Origin of the sequence: Paraburkholderia sp. J7, assembly GCF_905220155.1 — a bacterium.
Lineage (GTDB): Bacteria > Pseudomonadota > Gammaproteobacteria > Burkholderiales > Burkholderiaceae > Paraburkholderia.
Genome location: NZ_CAJMYZ010000008.1, coordinates 198,560 through 223,330, shown reverse-complemented (window position 1 = coordinate 223,330; position 24,771 = coordinate 198,560). Strand labels below are relative to the sequence as shown.

Below are 24,771 nucleotides of genomic sequence, written 5' to 3'. Positions count from 1 at the left end.
CCTCGGTCCCTCGGCGGGACACCCACTCAGGGGTGTACGCGGGGTTTGTAGAGACAGTCTGGGACGGGCGCTTCAGAAAAAACACTTCATATCGCGCATAGACATGTTCCAAAAAGTCACATCGAAGATTCTGTCGATCATGCGCACAGCCTGCAACCGTCAACTTGAGAACGCCGCCTTACTCATAGTCCGTGAACTTCGAGACCGGTGCATCGCCGCCCGGCGGTGGCGTATAGCCCGGCACGTTTTCCCTGAACTGATTGAGCAGGCCGTTGTCGATTTTCGACAGACCCTTGAACTGCAACTGCATCAGTACGCGGCTGCCGCTGCTCGGCACCGTGGAACTGGTCTCATTCGTGTATTTTTCGAAGGCAACGCCGATCGACCAGCAATCTGCGTCGTACTGAAAGCCGACCAACCCCGCAATGAGCCGGTGCAAATGCATGTCGTAGTTCACGCGCGCGACGCTGGAAAGCCGGCGGCTCAGCGGCCATTGGCCCGAGACGATGAACTGGCTGACCGGCTCGTCGTCCTCGGACGCGTTGGCGCGCGTATATCGATACGCCATATTCAAGACTTTGCCCGCTGCGGGCGCCCACGAAAAACCCGTGCTCGCATGGGAAAGGTAAGCATTCGCCTCGTCGTATTCGATGGCCTGCTCGGCCTTGAACGCGCTGCTGATGTTGAGCGAGGCACCCGCGATCACGCCCGTGCGGGTCATGTCCGTGGCGGTGCCGTCGGCTTCCAGTGTCACGCGCGGCGTGGTGAAGTTGTATTGCTGCGCGAGCACGAAGCGTCCTGCCTCCGAACCCGTCGCGGCGTCGATGAAACGTGTCGTGATGGCGGCGGTGACGCGATTGGCATCGGCAACACGGTCATTGCCGACAAAGCTATTGGCCGTGAAGATCTCGGCGAGGCCGAAATCGCTCTCGGCGGTGTCGAACAGCGGCGCGAAGCTCTGGTTTCGATACGGCGTATAGACGTAATAAAGCCGTGGTTCGAGCGTTTGAATATAGGCGTGGCCGAATAGCGTGATGGAACGCTCGAACGTCATGCCGGAGTCGAGGCTCACCGTCGGCACGTTGACCTGGAAATTGCGCGGCTGTCCGGCCACGGCGTCGCTGCCGAGCGAGGAAAGGTCGTAGGTCGCGAAGTGCCACTGCAACTTGGGTGTGATGTACCACGACGGGCGCACGACGGGCAGCGACACGTAGGGATTGAATACGAAGCGATTACCCTGCGCGACGTCGCTGCTCGACATCGTGAAGCGCGATGCATCCGCTTCTGCACCGAAGTCGAATCCGTCTACGTTATAGCGCGCGTATTGCACGTTCAATTGCGGCTCGCGGTTGTAGACCGTATCGTTCGAATAGGCCTGCCAGTGCTGCTCGCGCAACAGCACCGACCACGGTCCGTTCGCATAGCGCAGGCCCGCTTCCTGGTCATAGAGTGTCGTCGATCCCAGCAGAAGCTGGTTTTCGGCGTTCAGGTCGGTGGTGACACTCGAATCCGAAACGCGGTTGTAGTTCACGTAGCCGGAGAAGCCGGAGCCGATATTCCAGTCGTGCTTGAGCGAGAGGGAATAGCGGTCGGTCTTCGTGAGTGCGTCGTGCGGCAGAACCAGAGCCGAGAATTCGCCGCTGTAGTCGCTGCCCTGGTAGCGATAGTCGGCGCTCATCATCTCACCACGGCGGCTGATCGTGCGGGGTGTCAGCGTGAGATCGTAGTTCGGTGCGAGATTGAAATAGATCGGCGTCGCCAGGTCGAAGCCGCCCGTGGAGCTGAACGAGAACGTTGGCGGCAACAGGCCGCTGCGCCGGTCGTTCGAGAGCGGAAACGAGAGCCACGGGCTCGCGAATATCGGCACGCCCTGAAAGAACAGCACCGTGTTGCGCGCAACGCCGGTATTCGTGCCGTTGTCCATTTCGAACTGCGAGGCGCGCAGGTACCACGCGGGCTCGCCGCTGCATTGGCAGGTCGAATAGGTGCCGTTGTGGATCACCGCGCGCTCGTTGTCGATCAGGTCGGCGCGTGCGGCCGAACCCCATCCGCCATTGATGACGAAGCGGTAGCGCGGCGTATTGATATAGCCTTGCTCCGCTTCGACGCGCATATGCGCATAGGGTCCAAAGAACGTGATGCCGTTTTGCGTGAGGCTCGCGTTGCCATAAGCGTCGGCGGTGTCCGCGTCCTCGAAGTAGTGAATGGAGTCGCCTTTGATGGCCGACGCGTAACGCCGCAACTCGGCCTCCCCATGTAGCGAGAGGTCGGTGTCGGTCGTGCCGTTCATGGACCGGGCGATTGCGGTCGTTGCGGCTTTGTCGCCCGATTGCAGCGGATGCTCCTGCAACTGCGGATCGACGCGCAAGGGCGAGTCGTCGCCGAGCGATGCGGGCTGCGATGCCGTGCCGGAGAGTTGAGCGAGTGCGGCGGGTGGCGCGAATCCGGGCGCGACCAGCAACAGGGAAATCAGCGGCTTTAGACGTAAGCCGCGCAATGCGTCACGCAGGATCACGATAGGCCAGGGAAACCAGGGTTTGCGGATGAAAATGTGTGTGCGGCTCGCTGGGAGCGCGTCCGCGTGCGGGGCGCCTGCTTATTGCAGCCAGGCGGTGCGGGAAGACAGCACGGCTTCTTGATGAGATGCGGACTCGAGCGCGTCGACAATGCCGCGAATGTGCTCGCAGGGCAATGTGAACGACAGGCAGGCAGTTTGCGATAGCCGAAAGCGGATCACAACATGGCGAGTACCGTCGAGCCGCCCGATCTCGCAGCCGCGCGCGTGCATGAGCGCGAACGATGGCGCTTCGCTCTTGTTGATGCGCTGGATCTTTTCCATCGCGTTGGGCAGCGCAACCAGCAGGTCGTTGAATACCGAACGGTGGAGTGCCGCCGTGGCGCTTCCATCGTGAATCAGAAGGAATTCGCCGTCCGCGCTCAGGTCGGCCGAACTGATCTGACGCACGATAGCCGTGACGTTCTCAGCCATGCGCGTGCGCTCCAGCATCTTGCACTGCGATCATGCCAGCGGCTGGCGTGATCAACGCACGATCGCGCGACGGCATCCACACGTGCGCGGCTTCGGCCATGCAGGCGGACCATAGCGGCGCTGAACTGGCTTCGAGGACCGCGCGCGAGACGCGTTCACTGAGAAAGGAAAGGGTCGTGGACATGGTGGACGGGTTCCGTGAGTCGATCCCGCCACCATAAATGAAGGCGCGTGTTTTTTAGTTACCGCGCGAGCGCCACTTCTTAATGTATGTTTCAGAGCGGCGTGGTTTCGGCGCGAATAGCTTGCGCACCTTCGTGCCGAGCCGCCGCAACGGGGCACGCTTGAGCGCCTTGACCTGTTCCTTTGCACGCTCGAGCGCACTGCGCGTGGCAGCGAGTTCGCTCACTAGCGCGGCGTCCGCCGCAATGCCGTCGATCAACGCAATATTCACGACACGCGTCGAGCGATGCAGGGAAACCGCGCCTTGCGGCCAGTTCACGTCGGGACCGAATGCGAGCACCTGGGTCGCTTGCGCGAGCTTGCTGGACCAGAATGAATGCGTTTCATCACTAATCTCGCGCGATTCGACGAGTACTTTCGAAAGCGCCAGCGCGTCGAGGTGAATCGCCAGGCCGCGCATCGCGTCAAAGCCGCATTGGCGAGGACCATCGGCGGATTCCACGCTGCCAAGCGATGGATTCAAGCCCGACATCTCCGCGATCCATTGTTCCGCCGCCTGGGCATAAGCGGGCGAGCGCGCGGCGAGATCGCAATCGAACACCGCATCGGATGACGTGAAGGCGTGCCGGAGCGTCAACAGCCAATGCGCGAGAAAGCCGCGATACGCATCGGCGGGATCGATCTGCGCAACGTACTGTTTCCAGAACGTGAGGCGGGCTTCAAGCGTGACACGCGTGCCGCTCTCTGGCATCTCCGGCAACGTGACCCGCAAAGCCTCAATCACTTTGCGCGCGAGCGGAACGTGCCGGTTCATATCGAGCACGGCAAACGGAATGGCGACAAAATGCGCGTTGCGGTGCCTGGCGAACAGCTCCCAGCACGATTGCCATTGTGTGACCGGGTTCTTCAGGACAACGATATGCACCGCGTCGGTAAACGTTTCGTAGAACCAGTTGAGTCGCCCCAACGACCTGCAAAACTTGAAGACCGGTGTGCGCCCGGCGGCGTTTGCCGTGTGCGTGAGCGTATTCAGATACTCGACAAGACGGGGCGCGGCTTCGGGTGCATCGCCGGAAAAACTATCGACAGAAAAGACCGCTTCGTAACCGGCGATTCCCCGCTTTTCACCGTCGAGCAAATGGGCGAACTCGGCGAAATAGGGGCTCTCCAGATCGGGATGCCCCGAACGCCAACTGCTCGCCGTGCTTGTGTTGAGCATGTCCCGATCGATGCTCGCCAGCATTTCATGCAGCGGTTCATAGTACGCGGTCACTTGATCCAGGCTGCGAAAGCAGGACCATAACCACGTGCCCGCCGTTCGATATCCGGTGTGCAGGAAAATGGCTTTCGATTCGGGATTCATGCGACCTCGGTAGTGAATTCAAATGCCCGTGGCCGAACGCAACCTCCGACAGACCAACGCTGAGACGCTGGAGTGTAGGGCGAGTCAAAGTTTCTCAGGTTACATAAAGCATTACAGTCGATTACGATTTTCAATTCATCAAGCTGTCGTGGCTGTTTGGGCACCACGGCGCATCGCGACGCTCAGTACTTCGATGCGAAATTGGCGGGCGCGAGCCAACGGAAGCCCGTCAGGACCTTGCCTTCGAACCGGCATTCGACTTGCGCGGGCACGAGCGCATGCGTGCTCCGGTCCTCCATCATGCCGCTCACGGTGAACGAGCGGCCATCCGGCGACGGCCGCGTGTCACTGACCGAGACGATCGCGGGTTCCGCGGATCTCTGCATTCGCTCCACACACTGGTCGGTATTTTTTTGGGCTACGGACGTGCAGCCCTCGAACGACAACGCGGCGGCGATCAGCGCGACTGCCGCGAGCTTGTCCATCTTCATATTCCTTCCTTTCGTTTCCAACATGGTTGATTGTCTCCGGCTTGATATTGTGGCCGACGCCGATTCTATGGCAGCGGCGAGTCTATTCTTCATAACTAAACATCGAGACTTGATTCGGATGCCGATGAAAGCGCTACGGCTGTTTGGTCGGGGCGGGTGGCTGCAAACCTTGTCAACGCGTAGCCGTGGCCCAGAAGATGACCGGGCCGATTTCAAACAACGCGTACGCCGTTAATAATCGGCAAGAAAATCTCGAAACAAAGATTACGCAACGCACACGTGTAAAAAACAGCAGTGACCGGCTCAGCGCCGCATTCCGCCGCCTGCACTGAAGCCGCCGCCGGACCAGCCGCCCGCACTCGAACCTTGTACCGTGCCCGTTTCGACGCTGCCCAACTGGCTGTCGTCGAGCGTTGACGTGTGTGCGGCGTTGCGGCTGCGCGTGAGCGTCACGCCCGCCGCGCCCGGACCAGGCGCGGCGTCCAGCGCGGCTAAACCGGCAGCAACGTGGGCGTGGTGCTCGGGCTGCGCATTCGCATTCAGCGACGGATGCGCGCCATACACGTAGCCCTGTCCCACCCCGATCGCGAGACTCACGCCAACCGGACCGCATCCCGTGCTGATCACTGCGGCTTCCTGCGTGAAAGATCCCATCGTCCCCACGCCCGCCGACATCTCGTCGCTCGCCGAAACCGGCGCGCATTGCATGGCGTCGACCAGGACGCCGTTCTCCGGCACGCTCACGTCGATGAATTCGGTACCGCCAATCAACACGCTCGCGAGCTTGCCAGGCGCGAGCACACCACTGTGACTCGGACCGGTTGTCATGAACTCGACATCGGCGGCAAAACCCGTGAGGTGCGCCGCATGAGGCGGCAGCGTGACACGGTACGCCGCATTGCGCGGGCCGTCGTCGATGCCCGCGAAACTGCCGCCGCGCGTCACGATCCGAAAGCCGATGCCCGGAAGACTCGTCGCGTAGACGTTGCCGAGGTCAGAGCTCGTGTCGGCGGGCGCGAGCACGCGCAATTCGCGCACGTTGTCCGGGCCGCTGCACGTGAAGGGAATGTCGTTGAGCGCGGCCACATGGGCCGAGCCGACCGTGGTTCCCACCGGCGCATTGAGCGGCACCGAGAGATGCACGGGAGAAAGCGGCAGCACCAGCACGCCGGGGTCCGCGGTCGGTCGGCATTCGGCGTGCGCTAGCGGCACATAGGAACCCGCGAGCAGCGCCAGCACGGTGGTGAGCCAGCGTGCGCCGCGACGCGCAGTCGATTCGAAAGAGCGGGGCATCGTTGAAAGAGGGGCAAGTGAGCGCGACCGATTTTACGGCACGGCGACTTCAGCGCCCCGACAAGCAATTTACCGATTGTTACTGCTGCGCGATAGAACGCAAGGAACTCTGCGGTTCGAATAGCGGCGCGGGCATGCGGCGCATGTTCAAGGCGTTGACGGCTTTGACGCCCGCGCAGTATCGCCAGATTATTGGCCGGAACTGATTGCGCCGAGGCTGTGCGCGAGATCGTCGATGAGATCACGCGGGTCTTCAAGCCCCACATGCAGGCGCACGATCGGCCCGGTGCTTTTCCAGTCCTCGCAGGTTCTGGCGCTAGCGACGTTGACGACAGTCGCGAGGCTTTCGAAGCCGCCCCATGACGCCCCGATCCCGAACAGCGACAGCCCATCGACGAAGCGATCGGCCGCTTCGGCGGACACTTGCGAGAGTTCGAATGAGATCAGTCCGTTGGTGCCGGTGCAGTCGCGCTGCCATAGCGCGTGACCCGGATGTTCCGGCAGCGCAGGGCAAAAGACGCGCGCGACGGCAGGCTGCGTAGTGAGCCAGTGTGCAACTTCGAGCGCATGCTTCTCGTGCAGCGCGAGCCGGGCGCCCAGCGTGCGCGTGCCGCGCAGCACCAGGTACGCATCGTCGGGGCTGACGGCGACACCCTGCGCATCGCTCATTGTCGCGAGAGGCCGCCAGGCGGCCTCAGTCGTTGTTACGGTGCCCATCATCACATCGGAATGGCCGCTCAGGTATTTGGTCGCGGCCATGATGGAAATGTCGGCGCCGAGCCTCAACGGCTGATATTGCACGCCTGAGCCCCATGTATTGTCCGCGGCCAGCAGCGCGCCGTGGCGGTGCGCCAGTTCGGCGAGCGCGGGCAGATCGCACAGTTCGTAGAGCAGCGAGCCCGGGCACTCGACGTAGACGAGCTTCGTGCGGGGCGTCATGCGGCTCGCGACATCCGAGCCGTCTGCCCGGATATACGTGACGTCGATACCCCACGGATCGAGGAACGTACTGGCGAAGTGGCGCAGCGGCTGATAGACGCAATCGGAAATCAGCACGTGGTCGCCAGGGCGAAGGTAGGCGAGGAACACCATCGTTATGGCCGCGAGGCCAGTGGGGAAGAGGCGCGTTCGATAGCCTCCTTCGAGTCCCGACACGACGTCTTCGAGGGCGAAGCCGGTAGGATTGCCGCGCGCGCCGTATGTGAACAACCGCTCGGTACTGCGCCGGCTGCGTGCATCGTTCAGATCGGCCATCGTCTCGAACAGCGCAGTCGACGCGCGTACGACCGGCGGATTGACCGCGCGCCCGCCGTCGACGACCGTGGACGTGCCGCCTTTGACAAGACGGGTGGCAAGGCGCGGAGCGCGCGAATCGTGGGACATGTGAATAGGTGCCTTGAAGCGGGTGCCGTTCGCCGGCAGGTTCGTCGTTGCCTGATGTGCGGGCATCGCCCGCACATCCTGCGTTCACTTCGTCGTGGCCGCTGCGCCGATTCGAAACGTGCTGTGCTCATCGGCGTCGAGCTGGGCGAGCAGGCCGGTTTCCCATGCGAGATACTGACGCGCCGCTGCCTTGTTGCCGTCGTGACGATCATGCACGAAGAACAGGTAGTCGATGCAGGCTTCGTCGGGCGGCATGGCGGGCGTGGCGCTTACGGCGTGTCCGGCCGCCGTCCACGCGCCAAGGCCGCCTGCGAGCAGCACGAAACGGCCTGTATCGTGAGGCCGGCGTCGCAGCCAGTCCGCGACGAACAGCTCGGCGACGCCACGCTCATCCGCGACGAGCGCGATGTTCCGGTCCGCGGGCACATCCGGCGGATCGGGCAGACGCGGGCGAATTGCCCATTCCGAGCCCGGAATATGGGCGCTTCGATAACTCATGCTCGCCCGCAAATCGACCACTTGCATTCGCCGGGTCGCGAGCGCTTCGGCAAGCGTTGCCGCGTCAATTTCGGGCAGGGTCGCTTCCACAGCCGCAGGCAGGACCGGCAGCGCCACGCCGCTCGCGAACGCGTCGGGCAGCACGTACGCGTCGTGGCCCAACTGGCGCAGCCAGCTGGCGACGATCGGCGCGCGCACGCCGTCGCTGTCGAACAGCACGACACGCGCATGACGGACGCCGACGTATTGATCCGTGGCTTGTATCAGCTGTCCACCCGGGGTGTGTTGCGCGCCCGGCAACGAGCCGGAGGCGAATTCTTCCGGCGTGCGCACGTCGCACAGGTACAGCGTGCGGGACGCATCGCACGCCCACTGTGCGAACGTGGCCGCGTCCACATGTGGCACCGCGAAGCGTTCGGCCAATGTGCGGCTCGCTTCGCGCATCGGCTCGAGGGCGGCGAGCGGCACCGCTTCCGGGTAGCGGCGGGTGCTGCCGTGCTCGAGCGGCAGGTCCTCCAGGTACCACCCTTGCGTGCCGTTTGCGAGCGCCATCACGGGGTTGGCGATGCCCAGGTTGATCAGCGTTTGCGCGCCGATGATGCTGCGCGTGCGACCCGCGCAGTTGATGACGATCGGCGTCGTTGCGTCGGAAACGAGTTCGCGGATGCGATAGCCAAGCTCGCCATTGGGGCAGCAGATCGACGAAGGGATCGTCATCTTCTGGTATTCGCCGAGCGTGCGGCCGTCGAGGATGACGACCGGCTCGCCGCGTTCGCGCTTTGCCGCGAGTTCGCGTGCCGTAATGTGCGGCGTGTGATACGCGTGCTCGACCAGCTCGCCGAACGTCTTCGACGGCACGTTCACGCCCGCGAACAGCGTATGGCCGGCGCGCTGCCAGCCCTCGGTGCCATCCTCGAGCACGTGCAGGTTCGTATAGCCACGCTCGAAGAGTCGAGCCGCCGCGTCGAGCGCGACGGTCGCATCGGTGTCGTAGAGCACGAGGCGCGTGGTGCGGCGGGGAACGAGCCGCCCGATCTCGAGTTCGAGCCGGCTATAGGGGAGCGGCACGCCGTGAAAGAGGTGCGCTTCGCCGTACTGCCCGTGCTCGCGCACGTCGATGAGAGCGATCTCGGCGCCGTCGCGCAGCCAGCGCTTGAGCGTCGAGGCGTCGATAAACGAAGGGAGCAATGAGGTCATGTCGAAAGCGTTGCCGTTTCGTAGGGTTGAACGAATCCCCACCGATTGCCGGGGCAAAACGGTGCCTCGGTCCCAGCCCCATGTGGGCGGACCTGTGCTGGACACGGCGCCGCCAGGGCGCCGGGCAGGATTCGGGAGTGGGCTTTGCGTTAGCGGCGCGTCTTCACGCCGATGTTCATCACCTGATACGTGCCGTTTTCGAGGTCGAATGTGATGCGCTCGGTTAGCGTCTCCAGCGCGCGGCCATACATGTGCAGGTGGCGGATCGGCGTATCGCCCTTGATCTCGACGGCGTGAATGTCGTCCGAGGCAAGCGCGATGCCGTGGCCGGGTTCGACGACGACGGTCTGCGTCACTTCGACCGAGCCCACGCCCGGCGTCCTGCCGTCGTCGGTGCGCCGATAGAGGAAGTTGTGCTCGATGCCGTCGACCGCCGCAATGCAGGCCCATGTCGTGTGGTTATGCGGCGTGATCTTCTTGCCGGGCCGCATGACATTCAGATACAGCGCGTAGGTCTGGTCGGCGTCTTCGTGAATCAGGTAGCGCGCCTGAAGCTCGCCATCGGCGGGCGGCGGGAAGTCCGCGTCCTGCCATAGCTCGCGGCGCGCCGCGAGCGACTTGACCTGATCGAGCACCGCGGCGAGCGCCGGGCGCGTCTCGCCCGCGGGCGCAAGCTCGGATTTCATGGCGGCAATCGCTTCAGCGACGGCAGTATCGCGTTGTGCGGACAGGGACGGTGTTGACATGAGGAATGGGTCTCCGGGATTGAAAGTAGGTTAAGCGGCGCGATACTCGGCAAGCTCGCGCGGCGACGGGCGCAGTACGTCATGTAAAAAACGTTGCGCGCGCTCGTGTGCGGGCCGGGTGAAAAACCTGTCGGGCGGCGCGTCTTCGAGCAACTGGCCCTGGTCCATGAACCAGACGCGGCTCGACACTTCGCGCGCAAAGCCCATTTCATGGGTGACGATCACCATCGTCAGGCCGTCGTTGGCGAGACTTCGCATTACCTGCAGCACCTCCTGCACCATCTCCGGATCGAGCGCGCTCGTCGGTTCGTCGAACAGCATCAATGGCGGCTTCATCGCAAGCGCGCGTGCAATCGCCACGCGCTGCTGCTGGCCTCCGGACAGGTTCGCGGGCATCGCGTCGATCTTGTGCGCGAGGCCGACCTTGGCCAGCAGATTCTCGGCCTGGGCGACGGCTTCGTCGCGCGACATGCCGAGCACCCGGGTGGGGCCCAGGATCAGGTTTTGCCGCACCGACAGGTTCTGGAACAGGTTGAAGCTCTGGAACACGAAGCCGATGCGGGCGCGCAGCCGGTTGAGCTTGACGTTGCGCGCATTCACGTCGCAGCCTTCGAACAGGATGCGTCCCTGCTCGATGGCTTCGAGCCGCGTGACGGTGCGGATCAAGGTCGACTTGCCGGAGCCGGACGGCCCGCATACGACGACAACTTCGCCGCGTTCGATTATGGCGTCGATGCCCCTGAGCACATGGTGCTGACCGTAGTGCTTGTGCACGTTCTCGAAAGCGAGCATGGTCATGGTCTCTTTTGCTCCTGCGATATCAAGCGAGGCCCGCGCGCTGGCGAGCGATGCGGCGCTCCAGCTGCCCCGCAAAGCGCGAGACGGCGAAGCACAGGATGAAATAAAAAGCGGCAAGCACGAGGAACGTTTGAAACGGCTGCGTCAGCGTGATCGTGTTGACCTGCGCCGCCGAATACGTCAGCTCGGGCACGCCGATCACATACGCGAGCGAGGTCGCCTTGATGATCGAGACGAACTGGTTGACGATCGACGGCAGCATGTTGGCGAGCGCCTGAGGCAGTTGCACGTAGCGCATGCTCTGCAGCCACGAGAGCCCGTTCGAGCGCGCGGCTTCCATCTGACCGCGCGGCAGTCCTTCGAGTCCGGCGCGCACGATTTGCGCAAGGAACGCGCTTTCGTAGACGACGATCGCGCACACGGCCGTCGTAACCGCCGACACCTGCGCGCCCACCAGCAGCGGCACCGCGAAATAGGCCCAGAAAATCAGCATCAGCAGCGGAATGCCACGGATCAGACGTGTCCAGATGCTGGCGGCGCGCCGCAGCCCACGCAACGGCGAGACGAGCGCGAGACCGATCGCGACGGCAATCGGGAACGACATCGCGAGGCCCAGCGCCGAGATGACGAGCGTGATCGCCACGCCGCCGAGCGGCCCGTGCGGCCAGTTGCCGACAAGAAACAGACCAAGATAGTTGTGCAGAATATCGAACATGGCTCAGGTCCCGAGCGGCGTCGTGCGACGTTTGGCGAAGTGGTCCGAGAGCGCCATCAGCGCCAGCGTGCCGATCAGATAGAGAACGGTTGCGACGAGGAAGATGTCGAAGGTGCGAAACGTCAGGTTGTCGATCTGGCGCGTGTTGTACAGCAGTTCGTGCACACCGATCGCCATGGCGAGTGAACTGTCCTTGAAGAGCCGCAACGCCTGGTTCAGCAGCCCCGGCAGCGCCACGCGCATGCCTTGCGGCAAGATCACATAGCGAAACGCCTGCAGGTACGTGAGACCGATCGAACACGCCGCCTCTTGCTGCGTATAGGGAATCGTGCGCAAGCCGGAGCGCAGGTCTTCCGACATGAATGCGCCGTAGTTGAGCGCCAGCGCGATCGTGGCGAAAAAGAACTCCGTGTTCCCGGCGTTGACCCAGTGATAAAGCGGCGCGGGCAACAGTTGAGGGACGCCGAAATACCACACGAGGATCTGTACGAGCATCGGCACGTTGCGGTGATATTCGACAACGGCAACGACGAACGTCTTGCACGCCTTGATGGGCAGTGCACGCAGCGTTGCGAGCACGACGGCTACGACGATCGCGAACAGGCCCGACACGACGAACAACTGCAATGTGGTGAGTACGCCGTTGCGCAGCAAAGGCAGGTAGCCGTCGTCGAGCAGAAAGGAGAAGTCGAACATGCTGGGGCAGGTCGTCAGGAGTCGATAAGAAAAATGACGGGGACGGCGTGCGTTGCGCAGGGTTTCCGTCCCGGTGACTTCCGCGCGAAGCGCGTGCGTTCACTGCGTCCTGATCGGTTCGACCTTATAGTCGCGCGTGAACTTGTACGGCGAGTTCACGCCGAGCCATTTGTCGAAGCTCTGCTGAAGTCCGCTCGACTTGTCGTAGTCGTGCAGGATCTTGTTCACCGCCGCCATCAACGCGGGTTCGCTCTTGTTCATGACCACACCCCAGCGCTCCTCGTAGACGGGCGCAGCGAGCATCCGGTATTGCTGGCCGCCCTTTTGCGCAGCCTCGTTCGCAAAGCGCGCGAGGATGTTCTGGCCAGCGACAAGACCGTCCACCTTGCCTTGCTGGAGCGCGAGGAACGCCGACGGAATATCGTGGAACGTGAGTAGATTCGAGTTCGGCAGGCGCGTGACCGATACCGCCGCCGAACTCGAACCTTCCGACGCCGCGATCTTCTTGCCGTTGAGCTGATCGAGATTCTGGATGGGGGAATCGGCACGCACCAGCACCCGGATCGGCGCGACGTAGTACTGGTCGCTGTAGTCGACCTGTGCGGCGCGGGCCGGCAACCACGCCATCGCGGCGGCGAGCACGTCGACGCGGTGCGTCTTCAGTTCGGGAATGCGCGCGTCGGTCGACAGCGTGCGATGGTCGAGCTTCACGCCCAGTCCTTGCGCGAGCACCCGGCATACGTCGACGTCGAAGCCCACGATCTGGCGCGTGGCGGGATCGGGAAAGGCGTACGGCTCACTCGCGTTTTGCGTGCCGCATACGAGGGTGCCGCGGGCCTTGATGTCGGCCAGTTCGTCTGCATTCGCCCGGCCGAAGGTGGCGAGGAGGGTGATCGTCAGAACGGCCAGTTTTCGTTGCCACATAAAGCGGGGTCTCCTCCAGAAAGGAAGTCTCTGCGATGACGGGTGCCGCGGTCGAGCGCGCCCGCCTGTGCCCACCTGTACGTTGAGGGCACGCGTCGACGCACGCACATGTCTCCCGTTGCATAAATTGTGCTTGAGTGTTGACAAGCTTATCGGTCAAAATTTTGGCGAACAATTTAATTATTTGCCGAAAAGCATTAGCGAAATTGAACTATCGGATGCCCGGAATGCGAAACCTCGATATCGATCTGCTGCGCACGTTCGTCGCCATCGCCCAGCGCGAAACGTTCGCCGCGGCGGCCGAGCAGGTCGGCCGCACGCAGTCTGCGATCACACAGCAGATGCAGCGGCTCGAGCAGGAAGTGGGCTGCATCCTGTTCGAGAAGCGGGGGCGGCAGAAGATGATGACGACGGACGGGTCGAGGCTGCTCGCCTACGCAAACAAGATCCTCGCGCTCAACGATCAGGCGGTGCAGCTGGCGCATTCGCGGGGCCCTGGCGAGAAAGTCCGCATAGGATCGCCGCACGACGTGGCGGACTCGATCCTGCCGAACATGCTGCGGCGATTGTCGAAGTTGTCGACTGAACTGCAGATGGAAATCAACGTCGGACGCAGCCCGTTCCTGATGGATGCGTTGCGCGATGGCGAACTCGATCTCGTGATCTCGACGCGCTACGACGATGCGTTCCCGGGCGTCACGCTGCGCACGTCGCCAATGGTCTGGATCTGCGCGGAGGATTTCACGTTCAATCCGGGGGAGCCCGTTCCACTCGTGATGGCCGACGAGCTGAGCCTGTTTCGCAAGCTGTCGATTGCTGAACTCGACGCGAACGACATTCCCTGGCGGACGAGCTTCATGTCTCCAACGCTGACGGGCATCAAGGCCGCGATCAGTGCTGGCCTCGGCGTCACGGCACGGACCACCGAACTGCTCGACGCGAATATGCGCGTCCTGACCGAAGGCGATGGCTTGCCGCGCCTGCCGGAGGTCGCGTTCTATCTGTACGTGCAGCCGACTTGTACGAGCGCCGTGCTGCGCGAGTTGTTCGAGTCGACGGAGCGCATCGCGACGCGCTTCGGGCCTTCGTTCGCATAACCGGCCGCGTTCGGGTCTGGCGCTTTCGTTCGCGTTACGGCCACCTTGCGATTGCAGGATATTGGCATTTACCCCAAGGAAAAGACACTGGCATTTCTCTAGCGGACAGACTAGGATTGCGCCCAATGTTACCGGTTACAGTAAACGGTAACATCCCGGCTGCGGAGTCGCGCTTCACCCCGGCGCGGCCGGGAGCGACCATGACTAATAAAACAGGAGACACGAGATGAATCTGGCCACCAACGTGCGGAGCCGGTCGAGGATTCGCTGGTGGGTTGCGGGCCTCATGTGGGCGGCGATCGCGATCAACTACATCGACCGCACCGTGCTGTCGGCGGCGGCGCCGCGCCTCCAGTCGCAATTCCACCTGAGCGCGGTGGAAATGGGTGTCGTCATGTCGGCGTTCTTCTGGTCGTACGCACTGCTGCAACTGCCCGCGGGCTTTCTTGCCGACCGTTTGGGCCAGAAAAAGGTGCTGGGTTTCGCGGTGCTCTGGTGGTCGCTGGCGACGGCGGCCACGGGCATCGCGAGCGGTTTCAAGTCGCTCGTCGCGTTGCGCGTGGCGCTTGGCGCGGGCGAGGCGGGCGCGTATCCGAGCAACGCGGGCATTGCGTCGAAGTGGTTTGCGCGCAGCGAACGCGCGACGGTCGCGGGCATTTTCGATAGCGGGTCGAAGCTGGGTGGCGCCATCGCGCTGCCGCTCATTGCCGCGATGCTCACGGCGTTCGACTGGAAGATCACGTTCGCGCTCACCGGTTTGCTCGGTCTGATCTGGTACGTGGTGTGGCAGTTCACGTTCAGCGATTCGCCGCGTGATCACAAGCGGGTCAATGCCGAGGAACTCGCGTACATCGAGAGCGATTCATTGGCAGAGCTAAGCGACAAGGCAGAGCGCCCCGCGCTGCGCAAGCTGCTCGCACACCGCAACATCTGGGCGATGTGCATTGGCTTCTTCATGATCAACTACAACTCGTACTTCTTCATCACCTGGCTGCCCACGTATCTCGTGAAGGCGCGTGGCATGACGATGATGGAAATGGGCTGGATGGCGTCGCTGCCGCTGCTCGTCTCGATAGTGGTCGAGATTTTCGCGGGCTGGGCGTCGGATCGCGTGTTCGCCTCGGGCAAGCTTTCGCTCACCGCCACGCGCAAGCTCTTTCTCGTGATCGGCTTGCTGATGGCATCGAGCATCGGTTTCGCCGCGTTCGCCGACTCGGCCGCCGTTGCGGTGCTGCTGCTGTGCATTGCGAAGTCGGGCACGACCGTGGCGGCTTCGCAAGTCTGGGCGCTGCCGGCCGACGTCGCGCCGCGCAACGCCGTGTCGATGGTAGCGGGCGTTCAGAACACGGTATCGAACATCGGCGGCGTGGTTGGCCCGATCGTCACAGGGGCGATTGTTGGCGCGACGGGTTCGTTCGTGCCAGCGCTCGTCGTGTCGTCGGCGCTGATCGGCGTGGCGATCGTCAACTATCTGTTCCTGCTGGGCAAGGTCGAGCCGATTCGTCTCGACGGTGCTTCGCCGCAGCCGCAGGCGCGCGAGTACAGCAACGCCCCGTAATACCACCGGATCAACCTACGCGGTTTCGCCGGAAGCATTCCCGCCGTTTTCTCTCAGGCGGTAATACATAGTAGTCCTCTAAATATTAAAACCAGACAGGTCACCTGTATGAAAAAAGCACTTTTCGCAGCGGCCGGGCTTTTGTCCGTCGCACCCGTCATGGCGCAGGCCCAGAGCTCCGTCACGTTGTATGGTCTCGTCGATGCCGGTATCGGTTATGTCAATAACATCAAGGGCGGTTCGGCGTTCCAGTTGACGAGCGGCCGCCTGAGCGGTAGCCGTTGGGGCCTGAAAGGAAACGAGGATCTCGGCGGCGGCCTGAGCGCGGTGTTTACGCTCGAAGGCGGCTTCAAGCCCAGCGACGGCACCGCCGCACAAGGCGGGCGTCTGTTCGGCCGCAGCGCGTTCGTGGGCATTGCGAAGAGCGGCATCGGCACGTTCACGCTCGGCCGCCAGTATGAGCCGTTAGCGGATCTCGTCGCACAATACGCCGGTTCGGGCTTTTGGTCGCCGTCCACCCACGTGGGCGACAACGACAACCTGAACCAGACGTTCCGCATCAACAACGCGGTGAAGTTCCGCAGCGACACCATCGCAGGCTTCACCGTCGACGGCATGTACGCGTTCAGTAACCAGGCGAGCGGCGCGGGCGGTCAAGGCTTTGGAAACAACCGCGCCTGGGGCCTCGCCGCGAACTACGTGAACGGGCCGCTCTCGATCGGCGGCGGTTACGTGCTGCTCGATCATCCGAACACGACGACCAACACGAGCGGCGCGATTGGTGGCGCGTCGACCACGAGCGGCGACGACTACAGCGGCGGGTTCTTCTACAACCTCGACGGCGGCGTGGCCCGTCAGCAAATTGCGGCGGCCGGCGCGAACTACAAGATCGGCAGCGCGATTGCGGGCTTTGCGTTCAGCCACACGGAACTCGACTATAACGACGGGTCCTCCCGCAAGTTCAACAACTACGACGCGAACCTGCGCTACCTGCTCACGCCCGCCACGACGCTGATCGGCGTATACACGTTCACGGACGGCCGCGCGAACGGGCTGGCGGGCACGGGCGGCGCGACGCTCAAGCCGAAGTGGCATCAGTTCACGCTGGGTGTGGACTATGCGCTCTCCAAGCGTACGGACGTCTACCTCTCGGGCACGTATCAGCTCGCGGCCGGCGACGCATCGACGCGCGTAGGTTCGTCTTACAGCCGGATCGCGGCGATTGCGTATGCGGGCGGCGCATCGTCCACCAATCGTCAGGTCGACGTGTTCACGGGCATCCGCACGAAGTTCTGATCGCGCCTTTACGCATTGGAAGCAAAAAGGCCTCGCCATGTGTGCGAGGCCTTTTTGCGTTGTCGTCGCGACGCGATCACGCTCAAGCTCAAGCCGAGCCGCGCTCGATCAGCGTGAAGCCGACGTCCACTTTTGCGCGCTTGCTCGCGCCGGTCTCGATTTTCTCCATCAGCATGGACGCCGCGAGCTTGCCGATCTTCGTGCCGTCGATGCGAATGGTTGTGAGTGGCGGGTCCGTGTCGGCGGCGAAATTCTGGTCGCCGTAGCCGATCACCTTGAGGCGCCCCGGCACGTCGAGCCCGCGCGCACGGGCTTCCATGAGCACGCCGAGCGCCATGATGTCCGCGCCGCAGAAGATCGCGTCGATCTGCGCATGCTCGTCGAGCAGCTTCGCGAGCGCGCGGCGTCCGTCGCCGAGATGGGCGGGCGAGGGCACGGCGGCCACGGGAATCTCGCGCTCGCCGCCAAAGGCGTCGATGAACGCGTTGGCGCGCAGCGTCGCCCGGCGGTCGCCCGGCGTGACGATGGCCGGGTGCCGCGCGCCGCGCTCGCGCAGGTAGCGCGCCGCCGCTTCGCCTACGCGCGTATGCGAGAAGCCAATCAACATGTCGAGCGGCGAGCGCGTGATGTCCCACGTTTCGACCACGGGAATGCCGGCCGCGCGCAGTTTCTGCCGCGACGCCTCCGAGTGAATCACGCCGGTGAGCACGATGCCTGCCGGCCGCCGGCCGATGATGGCGTCCAGCAGCGCCTCTTCGCGCGATTCGTCGTAGCCGCTCTGGCCGAGCAGCAACTGATAGCCGGCCGTCTCGAGTTCCGCGGTCAGGGCGGCGACCGTTTCCTGGAACACGCTGCCCGCCATCGCCGGGATCAGCGCAACGACGAGGTGGCTGCGATTCGAGGCAAGCGAGCCCGCGATCAGATCGGGTGTGTAGCCCGTTTGCCGCACGGCCTCGCGCACGCGTTCCAGCGTTTCAACCGAAACCAGTTCGGGATTGTTGAGGGCGCGTGAAACGGTGACCTTCGTGACCCCCGTCAGTCGGGCCAGGTCGCTGAGCGTGACCCGGCCGGTGTTCTTGCGGGCACGCCGCGACGCGGTGCCGGCGGCGGGCTGGGCGAATTCTGTCGAGGTCTTGGTCACGGGCGCGCGCGCTCCTGCGGCAAAAAGGTGTTGGCATTATCCCAAAACTGTACTACGATGGCACCTATGTTACCGGTTACATTAACCGGTAACGCTGTTCCAAACGAAAGGCGCGCGTTCCCCGGCGCAGCCAGCAACAATTTCGCATGGGACCGGAGCCGGCGCCGCTGCGCGCCCTTCGGATCGTCAGCGGAGACAGGCGAATGCTCCAATCCAACAAGTCCTATAACGGGCCGTTGATCCGGCTCAACCCCAACGACAACGTCCTGATCGCGCGCGAGTCGCTGACGATCGGGGATCAAGTCTTGATCGAAGGTGAAGTGATTCGCCTGCGCGCGCAGGTCGCGGCGGGCCACAAGGTGGCCGCGCGGCGCATGGCGTCGGGCGAGCCCATCCGCAAATACGACACCGTGATCGGCGTGGCGGCGCGCGACATCGAGCCTGGCGAGCACGTTCATACGCACAACATCACGCTCGTCGACTTCGATCGCGATCCGGGTTTCGGTCTCGACGTGAAGCCCGTCGACTACGTCGCGCCGGAGCAGCGCGCGACGTTCGACGGCATCGTGCGGCCCGACGGCCGCGTCGCCACGCGCAACTTCATCGGCATCCTGGCGTCGGTCAACTGTTCGGCCACGGTCATTCGCCATATCGCCGACTACTTCACACCCGAGCGGCTGCGCGATTATCCCAATGTCGACGGCGTGGTGGCGTTCGCGCAAACGAGTGGCTGCGGCATGTCCTCGCCGAGCGAGCACTTCGACGTGCTCCGCCGCACCATCGCGGGCTACGCGCGCCACCCCAACCTGGGCGGCGTGCTCATCGTCGGGCTGGGGTGCGAGCGCAACCAGGTCGGCGATCTGCTCGACTCGCAGGGGCTGAAGACGGGCAAGGCCGTGCACGCGCTGGTGATGCAGGACACGGGCGGCACGCGTGCAACGATCGAAGCCGGCATCCAGGCCGTGCAGGCGATGCTGCCTGCGGCAAACGACATCGTGCGTACGCCGGTGCCCGTCAGCCATCTGAAGATCGGCCTCGAATGCGGCGGCTCGGACGGTTTCTCGGGCATCACCGCGAATCCGGCGCTGGGCGCCGCGATGGACCTGCTCGTGCGTCACGGCGGCACGGCGATCCTCTCCGAAACGCCCGAGATTCACGGCGTCGAATACATGCTCACGCGCCGCGCCGTGTCGCCCGAAGTCGGCCAGAAACTGCTTGACCGGCTCGCGTGGTGGGAGCGTTATACGCGCGGCCAGAATGGCCAGTTCAACGGCGTGGTCGGGCCGGGCAACCAGCAGGGCGGTCTCGCCAACATCTTCGAAAAGTCGCTCGGTTCTGCCATGAAGGGCGGCACGACGCCGCTGCAAGCCGTCTACGAATACGCGGAGCCGATCGATCGCGCAGGCTTCGTATTCATGGATTCGCCCGGCTACGATCCCGTCGCGGTAACGGGGCAGATCGCGAGCGGCGCGAACCTGATCTGCTTCACCACGGGCCGCGGCTCCATGTTCGGCTCGAAGCCCGCGCCGACGCTCAAGCTCGCGAGCAACACGCCCATGTTCACGCGTCTCGAAGAGGACATGGACATCAACTGCGGTCTCGTGATCGACGGCGAACGCACGATCGAGGAAATGGGCCAGGACATCTTCGATCTGATCGTGCGCGCGGCTTCGGGCGAGCGCACGAAGAGCGAGTTGCTCGGACTCGGCGACAACGAGTTCGTGCCCTGGCACATGGGCATCGTGAGCTGAGGGCGCGCGACTGCGCGCCTTGAGCCGGCATTAATAGAACAGGTAGGGAGACAGCAGATGTTCGAATCTGCGCAGCGGCACGGCCGCTCGAAGATGCGCTGGTGGGTTGCCGGCCTCATGTGGGCGGCGATTGCGATCAACTATATCGATCGCACGGTGCTCTCGGCGGCGGCGCCGAAAATTCAGACCGCGTTCCATCTCGACGCGATGCAGATGGGCATCGTCATGTCGGCGTTTTTCTGGTCGTATGCGCTGCTGCAATTGCCGGCGGGCTTGCTCGCCGATCGGCTGGGCCAGAAGAAAGTGCTGGGTTTCGCGGTGCTCTGGTGGTCGCTCGCGACCGCGATGACGGGCCTCGCGACCGGCTTTCGCTCGCTCGTCGGTTTGCGCGTGGCGCTGGGCGTGGGCGAGGCGGGCGCGTACCCGAGCAACGCGGGTATTGCCACGCGGTGGTTTCCGCGCAAGGAGCGCGCGACCGTTGCGGGCATTTTCGACAGCGGCTCGAAGCTGGGTGGCGCGATCGCCTTGCCGCTGATCGCGTGGATGCTGGCCGTGTTCGACTGGAAGATGACCTTCGTGCTCACGGGCCTGCTCGGCATCGTGTGGTTCGTCGTGTGGCTCGTGAGCTTCACCGACTCACCCGCGGCGCATCCGCGCGTGAATGCGGCGGAACTCGCGCACATCGAAAGCGATAAAAGCGCGCAACGCGCGCAGCCCGTCGCGCGTCCGCCGTGGCGCAAGCTGCTTGCGCACCGCAACGTGTGGGCGATGTGCATCGGCTTTTTCATGATCAATTACAACTCGTACTTCTTCATCACGTGGCTGCCCACGTATCTGATGAAGGAGCGTGGCATGAGCGTGCTGCAGATGGGCTGGATGGCCTCGTTGCCGCTGCTCGTGTCGATCGTCGTCGAGATTTTCGCGGGGTGGGCATCGGATCGCGTATTCGCGAGTGGCAAGCTTTCGCTCACTGCCACGCGCAAGCTCTTTCTCGTGGTCGGGCTCGTGATGGCGTCGAGCATCGGCTTCGCGGCGTTTGCGCACTCGGCGCTCGTAGCGGTGCTGCTGCTGTGCATCGCGAAATCGGGCACCACGGTCGCGGCTTCGCAGGTCTGGGCGCTACCCGGCGACGTCGCGCCGCCCAATGCCGTTTCGATGATCGCGGGCCTGCAAAACTCCGTGTCGAATCTCGGCGGCGTGGTCGGCCCGATCGTCACGGGCGCCATTGTTGGCGCGACTGGCTCGTTCGTTGCCGCGCTGCTGTTCTCGGCGGCGCTGATCGGCATTGCGATCGTCAACTATCTGTTCCTCCTCGGGAAGGTGGAACCCATTCAATTCGGCGACCCTTCACAGGAGACACGCATTCATGAACCCGCAGACTTCAGCGCTTAATCCGTTCAAGGCGGCGCTCGCCGCGCGCAAGAAGCAGGTTGGCTTCTGGCTTTCCATGGCGGATCCGTATCTCGCAGAAGTGAGCGCGACGGCCGGCTTCGACTGGCTCCTCATCGACAGCGAGCACGCACCGAACGAGCTGCGCACGATCCTCGCACAACTGCAGGCCGTGGCGCCGTACCCGGGCGAGCCGGTCGTGCGCCCCGTGAACGGCGACCCGGCGCTGCTCAAGCGTCTGCTCGATATCGGCGCGCGCAATCTGCTCGTGCCGATGGTCGATACCGCCGACGAAGCGCGCGCGCTTGTCGCCGCCGTGCGCTATCCGCCGCATGGCATTCGCGGCGTGGGCAGCGCGGTGGGCCGCGCGTCGCGCTGGAGCCTGCGTACCGACTACCTCGATATTTCGGATGACGAAGTATGCTTGCTCGTGCAAGCGGAAACGGCGACGGCGCTTGGCAACCTCGAAGCGATCTGCGCCGTGGACGGCGTGGACGGCGTATTCATTGGGCCGGCTGATCTCGCGGCGTCCATGGGTTATCGCGGCCGGGCCACGCATCCCGAAGTGCAGCAGGCGATCGACGGGGCGATCCGCACGATCGTCGCGTCGGGCAAAGCAGCGGGAACACTCACGTCCGACCCGGCGCTCGCGCGTCACTACCTGGAGCTTGGCTGCACGTTCGTCGCGACGGGGGTGGACATCCTGATGTTCGCGAATGCGGCGCGCAAGCTCGCGCGTGATTTCGCGGACGTGCGCACAGCGGACTGAAGCAGCGCGCCAAAAGACCGCGCAAAGCGATGGAGGAGGAGACGCGACATGAACGATTTCGCAGTGAAAAGCGGGGCGGCTGAGCATATCCGGGCCCTGCGCGAGAACTGGCGCATCATCTTTGCCGCGACGGCGGGATGGGCGCTCGACGCATTCGATTTTACGATTCTGCTGTTTCTGATTCCCCATCTGGGCAAGGTGTTCGGCGTGGGTTTGCCCGCGATGGCGTTCGTGGTGACCGCAACCGGCTTCGCGAAAGTGGCGGGAACGATCGGCTGGGGGTTCGCCGCGGACCGCTTCGGTCGAAAGATCGTGTTCATGGCCGCCGTGCTGTGGTTTTCATGCGCCGCGGGTTTGAGCGGCCTCGCATGGAGCTACGCGTCGTTCATGGCCATGCGCGTATTGTTCGGCATTGGCTTTGGCGGCGAGTGGACCGCATCGGTCGCGCTGCTGATGGAAACCGTGCCCGCGAAAATTCGTCCGCTCGCCTCGGGCATCATGGTCGCGGGCTACGAGTTCGGTTATCTGCTCGCGGCGCTCGCATTCCACTTTCTGTTTCCCGTCACGGGCTGGCGCTGGATGTTTTTCCTTGGCGTGCTGCCCGCGCTGCTGACGCTCTTCCTGCGCCGCAACGTGGGCGAGTCGCCGGACTGGGAGCGTGAACGGCAGTCGAAGGTGCGCCGCCGCGCGCGCGAAGTGTTCATCTTCAATCCGGCCGTCTTGCAGGCGTGGCTTTTTTCGGCCGCGATCAATTTCATGCTGTGGGCCGTGCAGGTGCTGTATCCCACGTTCCTGCTCACGACGCAGCATCTCGACTCGAGCCAGATCTTTCCGTTCATCATCGCTTATTCGGTGGGCTCGGTCATCGGCAAGCCGCTTTCTGGCTATAGCGCGAGCCGCTTCGGCGAGCGCCGCACGATCTGCATGTTCCTCGGCGTCGTGATCCCGTCGACGGTGCTCTATACGATGGTGCAGAGCCACTTCCTGCTCGGCGTGGGCGCGTTCTGCATGGGCATGTTCGCGAACGGCCTGTTCGGCATCATGCCGCTCTATCAATCACGGCGTTTCCCGGTGGAAGGGCGCGCGACCGGCATTGGCATCAGCTACGCGATGACCTCGGTAAGCGTGGTCGCCCCGTATGCAATCGCGCTCGTCACGCCGTCGCTCGGGCTCAAGTTCGGGATGGCGTCGTTCATCGCGGGCGGCGCGCTGCTGCTGATCGCGATCAGCGTGTTCGATACTTCGCGCTGGATGCCGCGCGGCGAAGCGGCCGAAGGCGCGACTCAAGGCGGCACGGAGCCCGGCGAAGCCGAACCGCCGATGCTGGCGGCCGGCAGCGCCACGCGTTGAACGGGCCAACAGGAGCACACCGATGAACACAACCGCACGCCGCTGGACCCGGCGACCCGAAGATTCCACCTGGGGTGACTGGGGCGCCGACGATCAACTCGGCCGCCTGAATCTGATCACGCCCGCGAAGGTGCTCGAAGGGTTGCGTGAAGCGCGCGAAGGCCGGACGTTCTGCCTGAGCCTGCCGCTCGATTGCCCCGGCAACCGCGTGCTGAACCCGCGCCGTGCGCCGCCGCGTGTCGAAGCGACGATGCGCGGCGACAAGCCGAACATGACCTACCCGCTCTCACGCGACAACGCGGTCCTCACCGACGTGATCTGCGACGACGTGGTCACGCTCGCGCTGCAGTATTCGACGCAGTGGGACAGCCTCGCGCACATGGGCCAATGGTTCGACGCCGACGGCGACGGCAAGCCGGAAATGTGCTTCTACAACGGCTTTCGCGCGGGCGAGGACATCGTCGGACCGCTCGATTACCGCGACGAGACGTTGCCCGAGACGGGTCGCGCGAGCGGCGCCTGGCGGCTCGGCATCGACAACATGGCAGCGACCTGTGTGCAGGGGCGAGCGGTGATGGTCGATATCAAACGGCAGTTCGGCACGGGGCCGTTGCGCATTGGCTATCGCGAGTTGATGGAAGCGATGAAGGCGCAGAGCGTGGTTGTCGAACCCGGCGACATGCTCTGCCTGCGAACGGGCATGGACGAAGCGTTGCTCGATGTCTATCGCACGCAGAACGAGCAGGCGCTCGAGGGCGGTTTTGCCGGTCTCGACGGCCGCGACGAAGCGCTGCGCCGCTGGATCATCGAATCGAATGTGGCCGCTCTGATCTCCGATAACGTGGCCGTCGAATGCCTGCCCGCGGCGCCTTGCAACGACGCGCGCTATCCCTCGCATCCGTTGCACGATTTGTGTTTGTTCCGGCTTGGCGTGCATCTGGGCGAGCTTTGGCATTTGAGCGAACTCGCAGACTGGTTGCACGCGCACGGCCGCAACCGTTTTCTGTTGACCGCGCCGCCGCTGCGGCTGCCGCGCGCGGTCGGCTCGCCGGTCACACCTGTCGCGACGGTCTAGCGGCTCACGGACACATTTGCGCGCGCGTGCAGAAGTACAGCACGCGCAGGCGCTGGACATCTGACGATT

The 24,771-nt window shown here is 63.8% G+C and carries 23 protein-coding genes; 9 read left to right on the top strand and 14 right to left on the bottom strand.

Features of this window, described 5'->3' with window-relative positions:
- Window positions 1-178: 178 nt before the first annotated feature.
- From U5A58_RS15670 to U5A58_RS15645, 6 genes are all read right to left on the bottom strand, one after another.
- Window positions 179-2,515, bottom strand: coding sequence for an LPS-assembly protein LptD (locus tag U5A58_RS15670; protein WP_321962084.1), 2,337 nt, complete (start codon window positions 2,513-2,515; stop codon window positions 179-181).
- An 81-nt stretch (window positions 2,516-2,596) separates the two neighbouring features.
- Window positions 2,597-2,989 (bottom strand): hypothetical protein, encoded by a 393-nt coding sequence (locus U5A58_RS15665; protein ID WP_321914531.1) that lies wholly within the window; start codon window positions 2,987-2,989, stop codon window positions 2,597-2,599.
- Entirely contained in the window at window positions 2,982-3,173 is a 192-nt protein-coding gene (locus tag U5A58_RS15660) for a hypothetical protein (RefSeq protein ID WP_321962083.1), read from the bottom strand. The genes U5A58_RS15665 and U5A58_RS15660 overlap by 8 nt, the downstream gene beginning before the upstream one ends.
- A 54-nt stretch (window positions 3,174-3,227) precedes the next feature.
- Window positions 3,228-4,535 carry a hypothetical protein gene (locus tag U5A58_RS15655; protein WP_321962082.1) on the bottom strand — a complete coding sequence of 436 codons (1,308 nt, stop codon included), beginning with the start codon at window positions 4,533-4,535 and terminating at the stop codon, window positions 3,228-3,230.
- A 182-nt stretch (window positions 4,536-4,717) separates the two neighbouring features.
- The gene (locus U5A58_RS15650; RefSeq protein ID WP_321914534.1) at window positions 4,718-5,020 is read right to left on the bottom strand and encodes a hypothetical protein; all 303 of its coding nucleotides are present in this window, start codon (window positions 5,018-5,020) and stop codon (window positions 4,718-4,720) included.
- A 309-nt stretch (window positions 5,021-5,329) separates the two neighbouring features.
- The gene (locus tag U5A58_RS15645) at window positions 5,330-6,319 is read right to left on the bottom strand and encodes a hypothetical protein (protein WP_321962081.1); all 990 of its coding nucleotides are present in this window, start codon (window positions 6,317-6,319) and stop codon (window positions 5,330-5,332) included.
- A 17-nt stretch (window positions 6,320-6,336) separates the two neighbouring features.
- Here U5A58_RS15645 and U5A58_RS15640 point away from each other — a divergent pair, with 17 nt between their 5' ends.
- Window positions 6,337-6,525: a hypothetical protein gene (locus tag U5A58_RS15640; protein WP_321962080.1), complete on the top strand. Its 189-nt coding sequence runs from the start codon at window positions 6,337-6,339 to the stop codon at window positions 6,523-6,525.
- Here U5A58_RS15640 and metC read toward each other — a convergent pair.
- From metC to U5A58_RS15605, 7 genes are all read right to left on the bottom strand, one after another.
- On the bottom strand, window positions 6,509-7,702 hold the full coding sequence (gene metC, locus U5A58_RS15635; protein WP_321962079.1) for a cystathionine beta-lyase: 1,194 nt from the start codon (window positions 7,700-7,702) through the stop codon (window positions 6,509-6,511). The genes U5A58_RS15640 and metC overlap by 17 nt on opposite strands.
- Before the next feature lie 84 nt (window positions 7,703-7,786).
- Window positions 7,787-9,397, bottom strand: coding sequence for a rhodanese-like domain-containing protein (locus tag U5A58_RS15630; protein WP_321962078.1), 1,611 nt, complete (start codon window positions 9,395-9,397; stop codon window positions 7,787-7,789).
- Between the two features lie 149 nt (window positions 9,398-9,546).
- Window positions 9,547-10,143, bottom strand: coding sequence for a cysteine dioxygenase family protein (locus U5A58_RS15625; protein ID WP_321914539.1), 597 nt, complete (start codon window positions 10,141-10,143; stop codon window positions 9,547-9,549).
- A gap of 30 nt (window positions 10,144-10,173) precedes the next feature.
- Entirely contained in the window at window positions 10,174-10,935 is a 762-nt protein-coding gene (locus U5A58_RS15620; RefSeq protein WP_321962156.1) for an amino acid ABC transporter ATP-binding protein, read from the bottom strand.
- Between the two features lie 28 nt (window positions 10,936-10,963).
- Window positions 10,964-11,656 (bottom strand): amino acid ABC transporter permease, encoded by a 693-nt coding sequence (locus tag U5A58_RS15615; RefSeq protein ID WP_321933429.1) that lies wholly within the window; start codon window positions 11,654-11,656, stop codon window positions 10,964-10,966.
- A gap of 3 nt (window positions 11,657-11,659) precedes the next feature.
- Window positions 11,660-12,352, bottom strand: a complete 693-nt coding sequence (locus tag U5A58_RS15610) for an amino acid ABC transporter permease (RefSeq protein WP_321914541.1) — start codon at window positions 12,350-12,352, stop codon at window positions 11,660-11,662.
- 99 nt (window positions 12,353-12,451) lie between these two features.
- Window positions 12,452-13,276 (bottom strand): transporter substrate-binding domain-containing protein, encoded by an 825-nt coding sequence (locus U5A58_RS15605; RefSeq protein WP_321962077.1) that lies wholly within the window; start codon window positions 13,274-13,276, stop codon window positions 12,452-12,454.
- Between the two features lie 227 nt (window positions 13,277-13,503).
- On the opposite strand from U5A58_RS15605, the gene U5A58_RS15600 reads away from it, so the two are divergent.
- From U5A58_RS15600 to U5A58_RS15590, 3 genes are all read left to right on the top strand, one after another.
- Window positions 13,504-14,373: a LysR substrate-binding domain-containing protein gene (locus tag U5A58_RS15600; RefSeq protein ID WP_321962076.1), complete on the top strand. Its 870-nt coding sequence runs from the start codon at window positions 13,504-13,506 to the stop codon at window positions 14,371-14,373.
- Window positions 14,374-14,599: 226 nt separating this feature from the next.
- Window positions 14,600-15,931, top strand: coding sequence for an MFS transporter (locus tag U5A58_RS15595; protein ID WP_321962075.1), 1,332 nt, complete (start codon window positions 14,600-14,602; stop codon window positions 15,929-15,931).
- A 108-nt stretch (window positions 15,932-16,039) separates the two neighbouring features.
- Window positions 16,040-17,227: a porin gene (locus tag U5A58_RS15590; protein ID WP_321914545.1), complete on the top strand. Its 1,188-nt coding sequence runs from the start codon at window positions 16,040-16,042 to the stop codon at window positions 17,225-17,227.
- An 88-nt stretch (window positions 17,228-17,315) separates the two neighbouring features.
- On the opposite strand, the gene U5A58_RS15585 is transcribed toward U5A58_RS15590, so the two are convergent.
- Window positions 17,316-18,368: a LacI family DNA-binding transcriptional regulator gene (locus U5A58_RS15585; protein WP_321914546.1), complete on the bottom strand. Its 1,053-nt coding sequence runs from the start codon at window positions 18,366-18,368 to the stop codon at window positions 17,316-17,318.
- Between the two features lie 203 nt (window positions 18,369-18,571).
- Between U5A58_RS15585 and U5A58_RS15580 the strand changes: the two genes are divergently transcribed.
- The 5 genes from U5A58_RS15580 to U5A58_RS15560 are packed head-to-tail and all read left to right on the top strand — an operon-like array spanning window position 18,572 to window position 24,702.
- Window positions 18,572-20,119: an altronate dehydratase family protein gene (locus tag U5A58_RS15580; protein ID WP_321962074.1), complete on the top strand. Its 1,548-nt coding sequence runs from the start codon at window positions 18,572-18,574 to the stop codon at window positions 20,117-20,119.
- A 57-nt stretch (window positions 20,120-20,176) separates the two neighbouring features.
- Window positions 20,177-21,511 (top strand): MFS transporter, encoded by a 1,335-nt coding sequence (locus U5A58_RS15575; RefSeq protein WP_321962073.1) that lies wholly within the window; start codon window positions 20,177-20,179, stop codon window positions 21,509-21,511.
- Window positions 21,486-22,277: a 4-hydroxy-2-oxoheptanedioate aldolase gene (hpaI, locus tag U5A58_RS15570; RefSeq protein WP_321962072.1), complete on the top strand. Its 792-nt coding sequence runs from the start codon at window positions 21,486-21,488 to the stop codon at window positions 22,275-22,277. Before U5A58_RS15575 ends, hpaI begins: the two co-directional genes overlap by 26 nt.
- 48 nt (window positions 22,278-22,325) lie before the next feature.
- Entirely contained in the window at window positions 22,326-23,627 is a 1,302-nt protein-coding gene (locus U5A58_RS15565; protein WP_321962071.1) for an MFS transporter, read from the top strand.
- A 22-nt stretch (window positions 23,628-23,649) separates the two neighbouring features.
- Window positions 23,650-24,702, top strand: coding sequence for a cyclase family protein (locus U5A58_RS15560; protein WP_321962070.1), 1,053 nt, complete (start codon window positions 23,650-23,652; stop codon window positions 24,700-24,702).
- Window positions 24,703-24,771 lie beyond the last annotated feature (69 nt).

Excerpts from the sequence above, each read along its gene's own strand:
- U5A58_RS15650 (WP_321914534.1), bottom strand. The coding sequence starts at position 5,020 with ATGGACAAGCTCGCGGCAGTCGCGCTGATCGCCGCCGCGTTGTCGTTC.
- U5A58_RS15630 (WP_321962078.1), bottom strand. The coding sequence starts at position 9,397 with ATGACCTCATTGCTCCCTTCGTTTATCGACGCCTCGACGCTCAAGCGC.
- metC (WP_321962079.1), bottom strand. The coding sequence starts at position 7,702 with ATGTCCCACGATTCGCGCGCTCCGCGCCTTGCCACCCGTCTTGTCAAA.
- U5A58_RS15645 (WP_321962081.1), bottom strand. The coding sequence starts at position 6,319 with ATGCCCCGCTCTTTCGAATCGACTGCGCGTCGCGGCGCACGCTGGCTC.
- U5A58_RS15605 (WP_321962077.1), bottom strand. The coding sequence starts at position 13,276 with ATGTGGCAACGAAAACTGGCCGTTCTGACGATCACCCTCCTCGCCACC.
- U5A58_RS15655 (WP_321962082.1), bottom strand. The coding sequence starts at position 4,535 with ATGAATCCCGAATCGAAAGCCATTTTCCTGCACACCGGATATCGAACG.
- U5A58_RS15560 (WP_321962070.1), top strand. The coding sequence starts at position 23,650 with ATGAACACAACCGCACGCCGCTGGACCCGGCGACCCGAAGATTCCACC.
- U5A58_RS15665 (WP_321914531.1), bottom strand. The coding sequence starts at position 2,989 with ATGGCTGAGAACGTCACGGCTATCGTGCGTCAGATCAGTTCGGCCGAC.
- U5A58_RS15575 (WP_321962073.1), top strand. The coding sequence starts at position 20,177 with ATGTTCGAATCTGCGCAGCGGCACGGCCGCTCGAAGATGCGCTGGTGG.
- U5A58_RS15590 (WP_321914545.1), top strand. The coding sequence starts at position 16,040 with ATGAAAAAAGCACTTTTCGCAGCGGCCGGGCTTTTGTCCGTCGCACCC.
- U5A58_RS15595 (WP_321962075.1), top strand. The coding sequence starts at position 14,600 with ATGAATCTGGCCACCAACGTGCGGAGCCGGTCGAGGATTCGCTGGTGG.
- hpaI (WP_321962072.1), top strand. The coding sequence starts at position 21,486 with ATGAACCCGCAGACTTCAGCGCTTAATCCGTTCAAGGCGGCGCTCGCC.
- U5A58_RS15565 (WP_321962071.1), top strand. The coding sequence starts at position 22,326 with ATGAACGATTTCGCAGTGAAAAGCGGGGCGGCTGAGCATATCCGGGCC.
- U5A58_RS15600 (WP_321962076.1), top strand. The coding sequence starts at position 13,504 with ATGCGAAACCTCGATATCGATCTGCTGCGCACGTTCGTCGCCATCGCC.
- U5A58_RS15615 (WP_321933429.1), bottom strand. The coding sequence starts at position 11,656 with ATGTTCGATATTCTGCACAACTATCTTGGTCTGTTTCTTGTCGGCAAC.
- U5A58_RS15610 (WP_321914541.1), bottom strand. The coding sequence starts at position 12,352 with ATGTTCGACTTCTCCTTTCTGCTCGACGACGGCTACCTGCCTTTGCTG.
- U5A58_RS15580 (WP_321962074.1), top strand. The coding sequence starts at position 18,572 with ATGCTCCAATCCAACAAGTCCTATAACGGGCCGTTGATCCGGCTCAAC.
- U5A58_RS15625 (WP_321914539.1), bottom strand. The coding sequence starts at position 10,143 with ATGTCAACACCGTCCCTGTCCGCACAACGCGATACTGCCGTCGCTGAA.
- U5A58_RS15620 (WP_321962156.1), bottom strand. The coding sequence starts at position 10,935 with ATGCTCGCTTTCGAGAACGTGCACAAGCACTACGGTCAGCACCATGTG.
- U5A58_RS15660 (WP_321962083.1), bottom strand. The coding sequence starts at position 3,173 with ATGTCCACGACCCTTTCCTTTCTCAGTGAACGCGTCTCGCGCGCGGTC.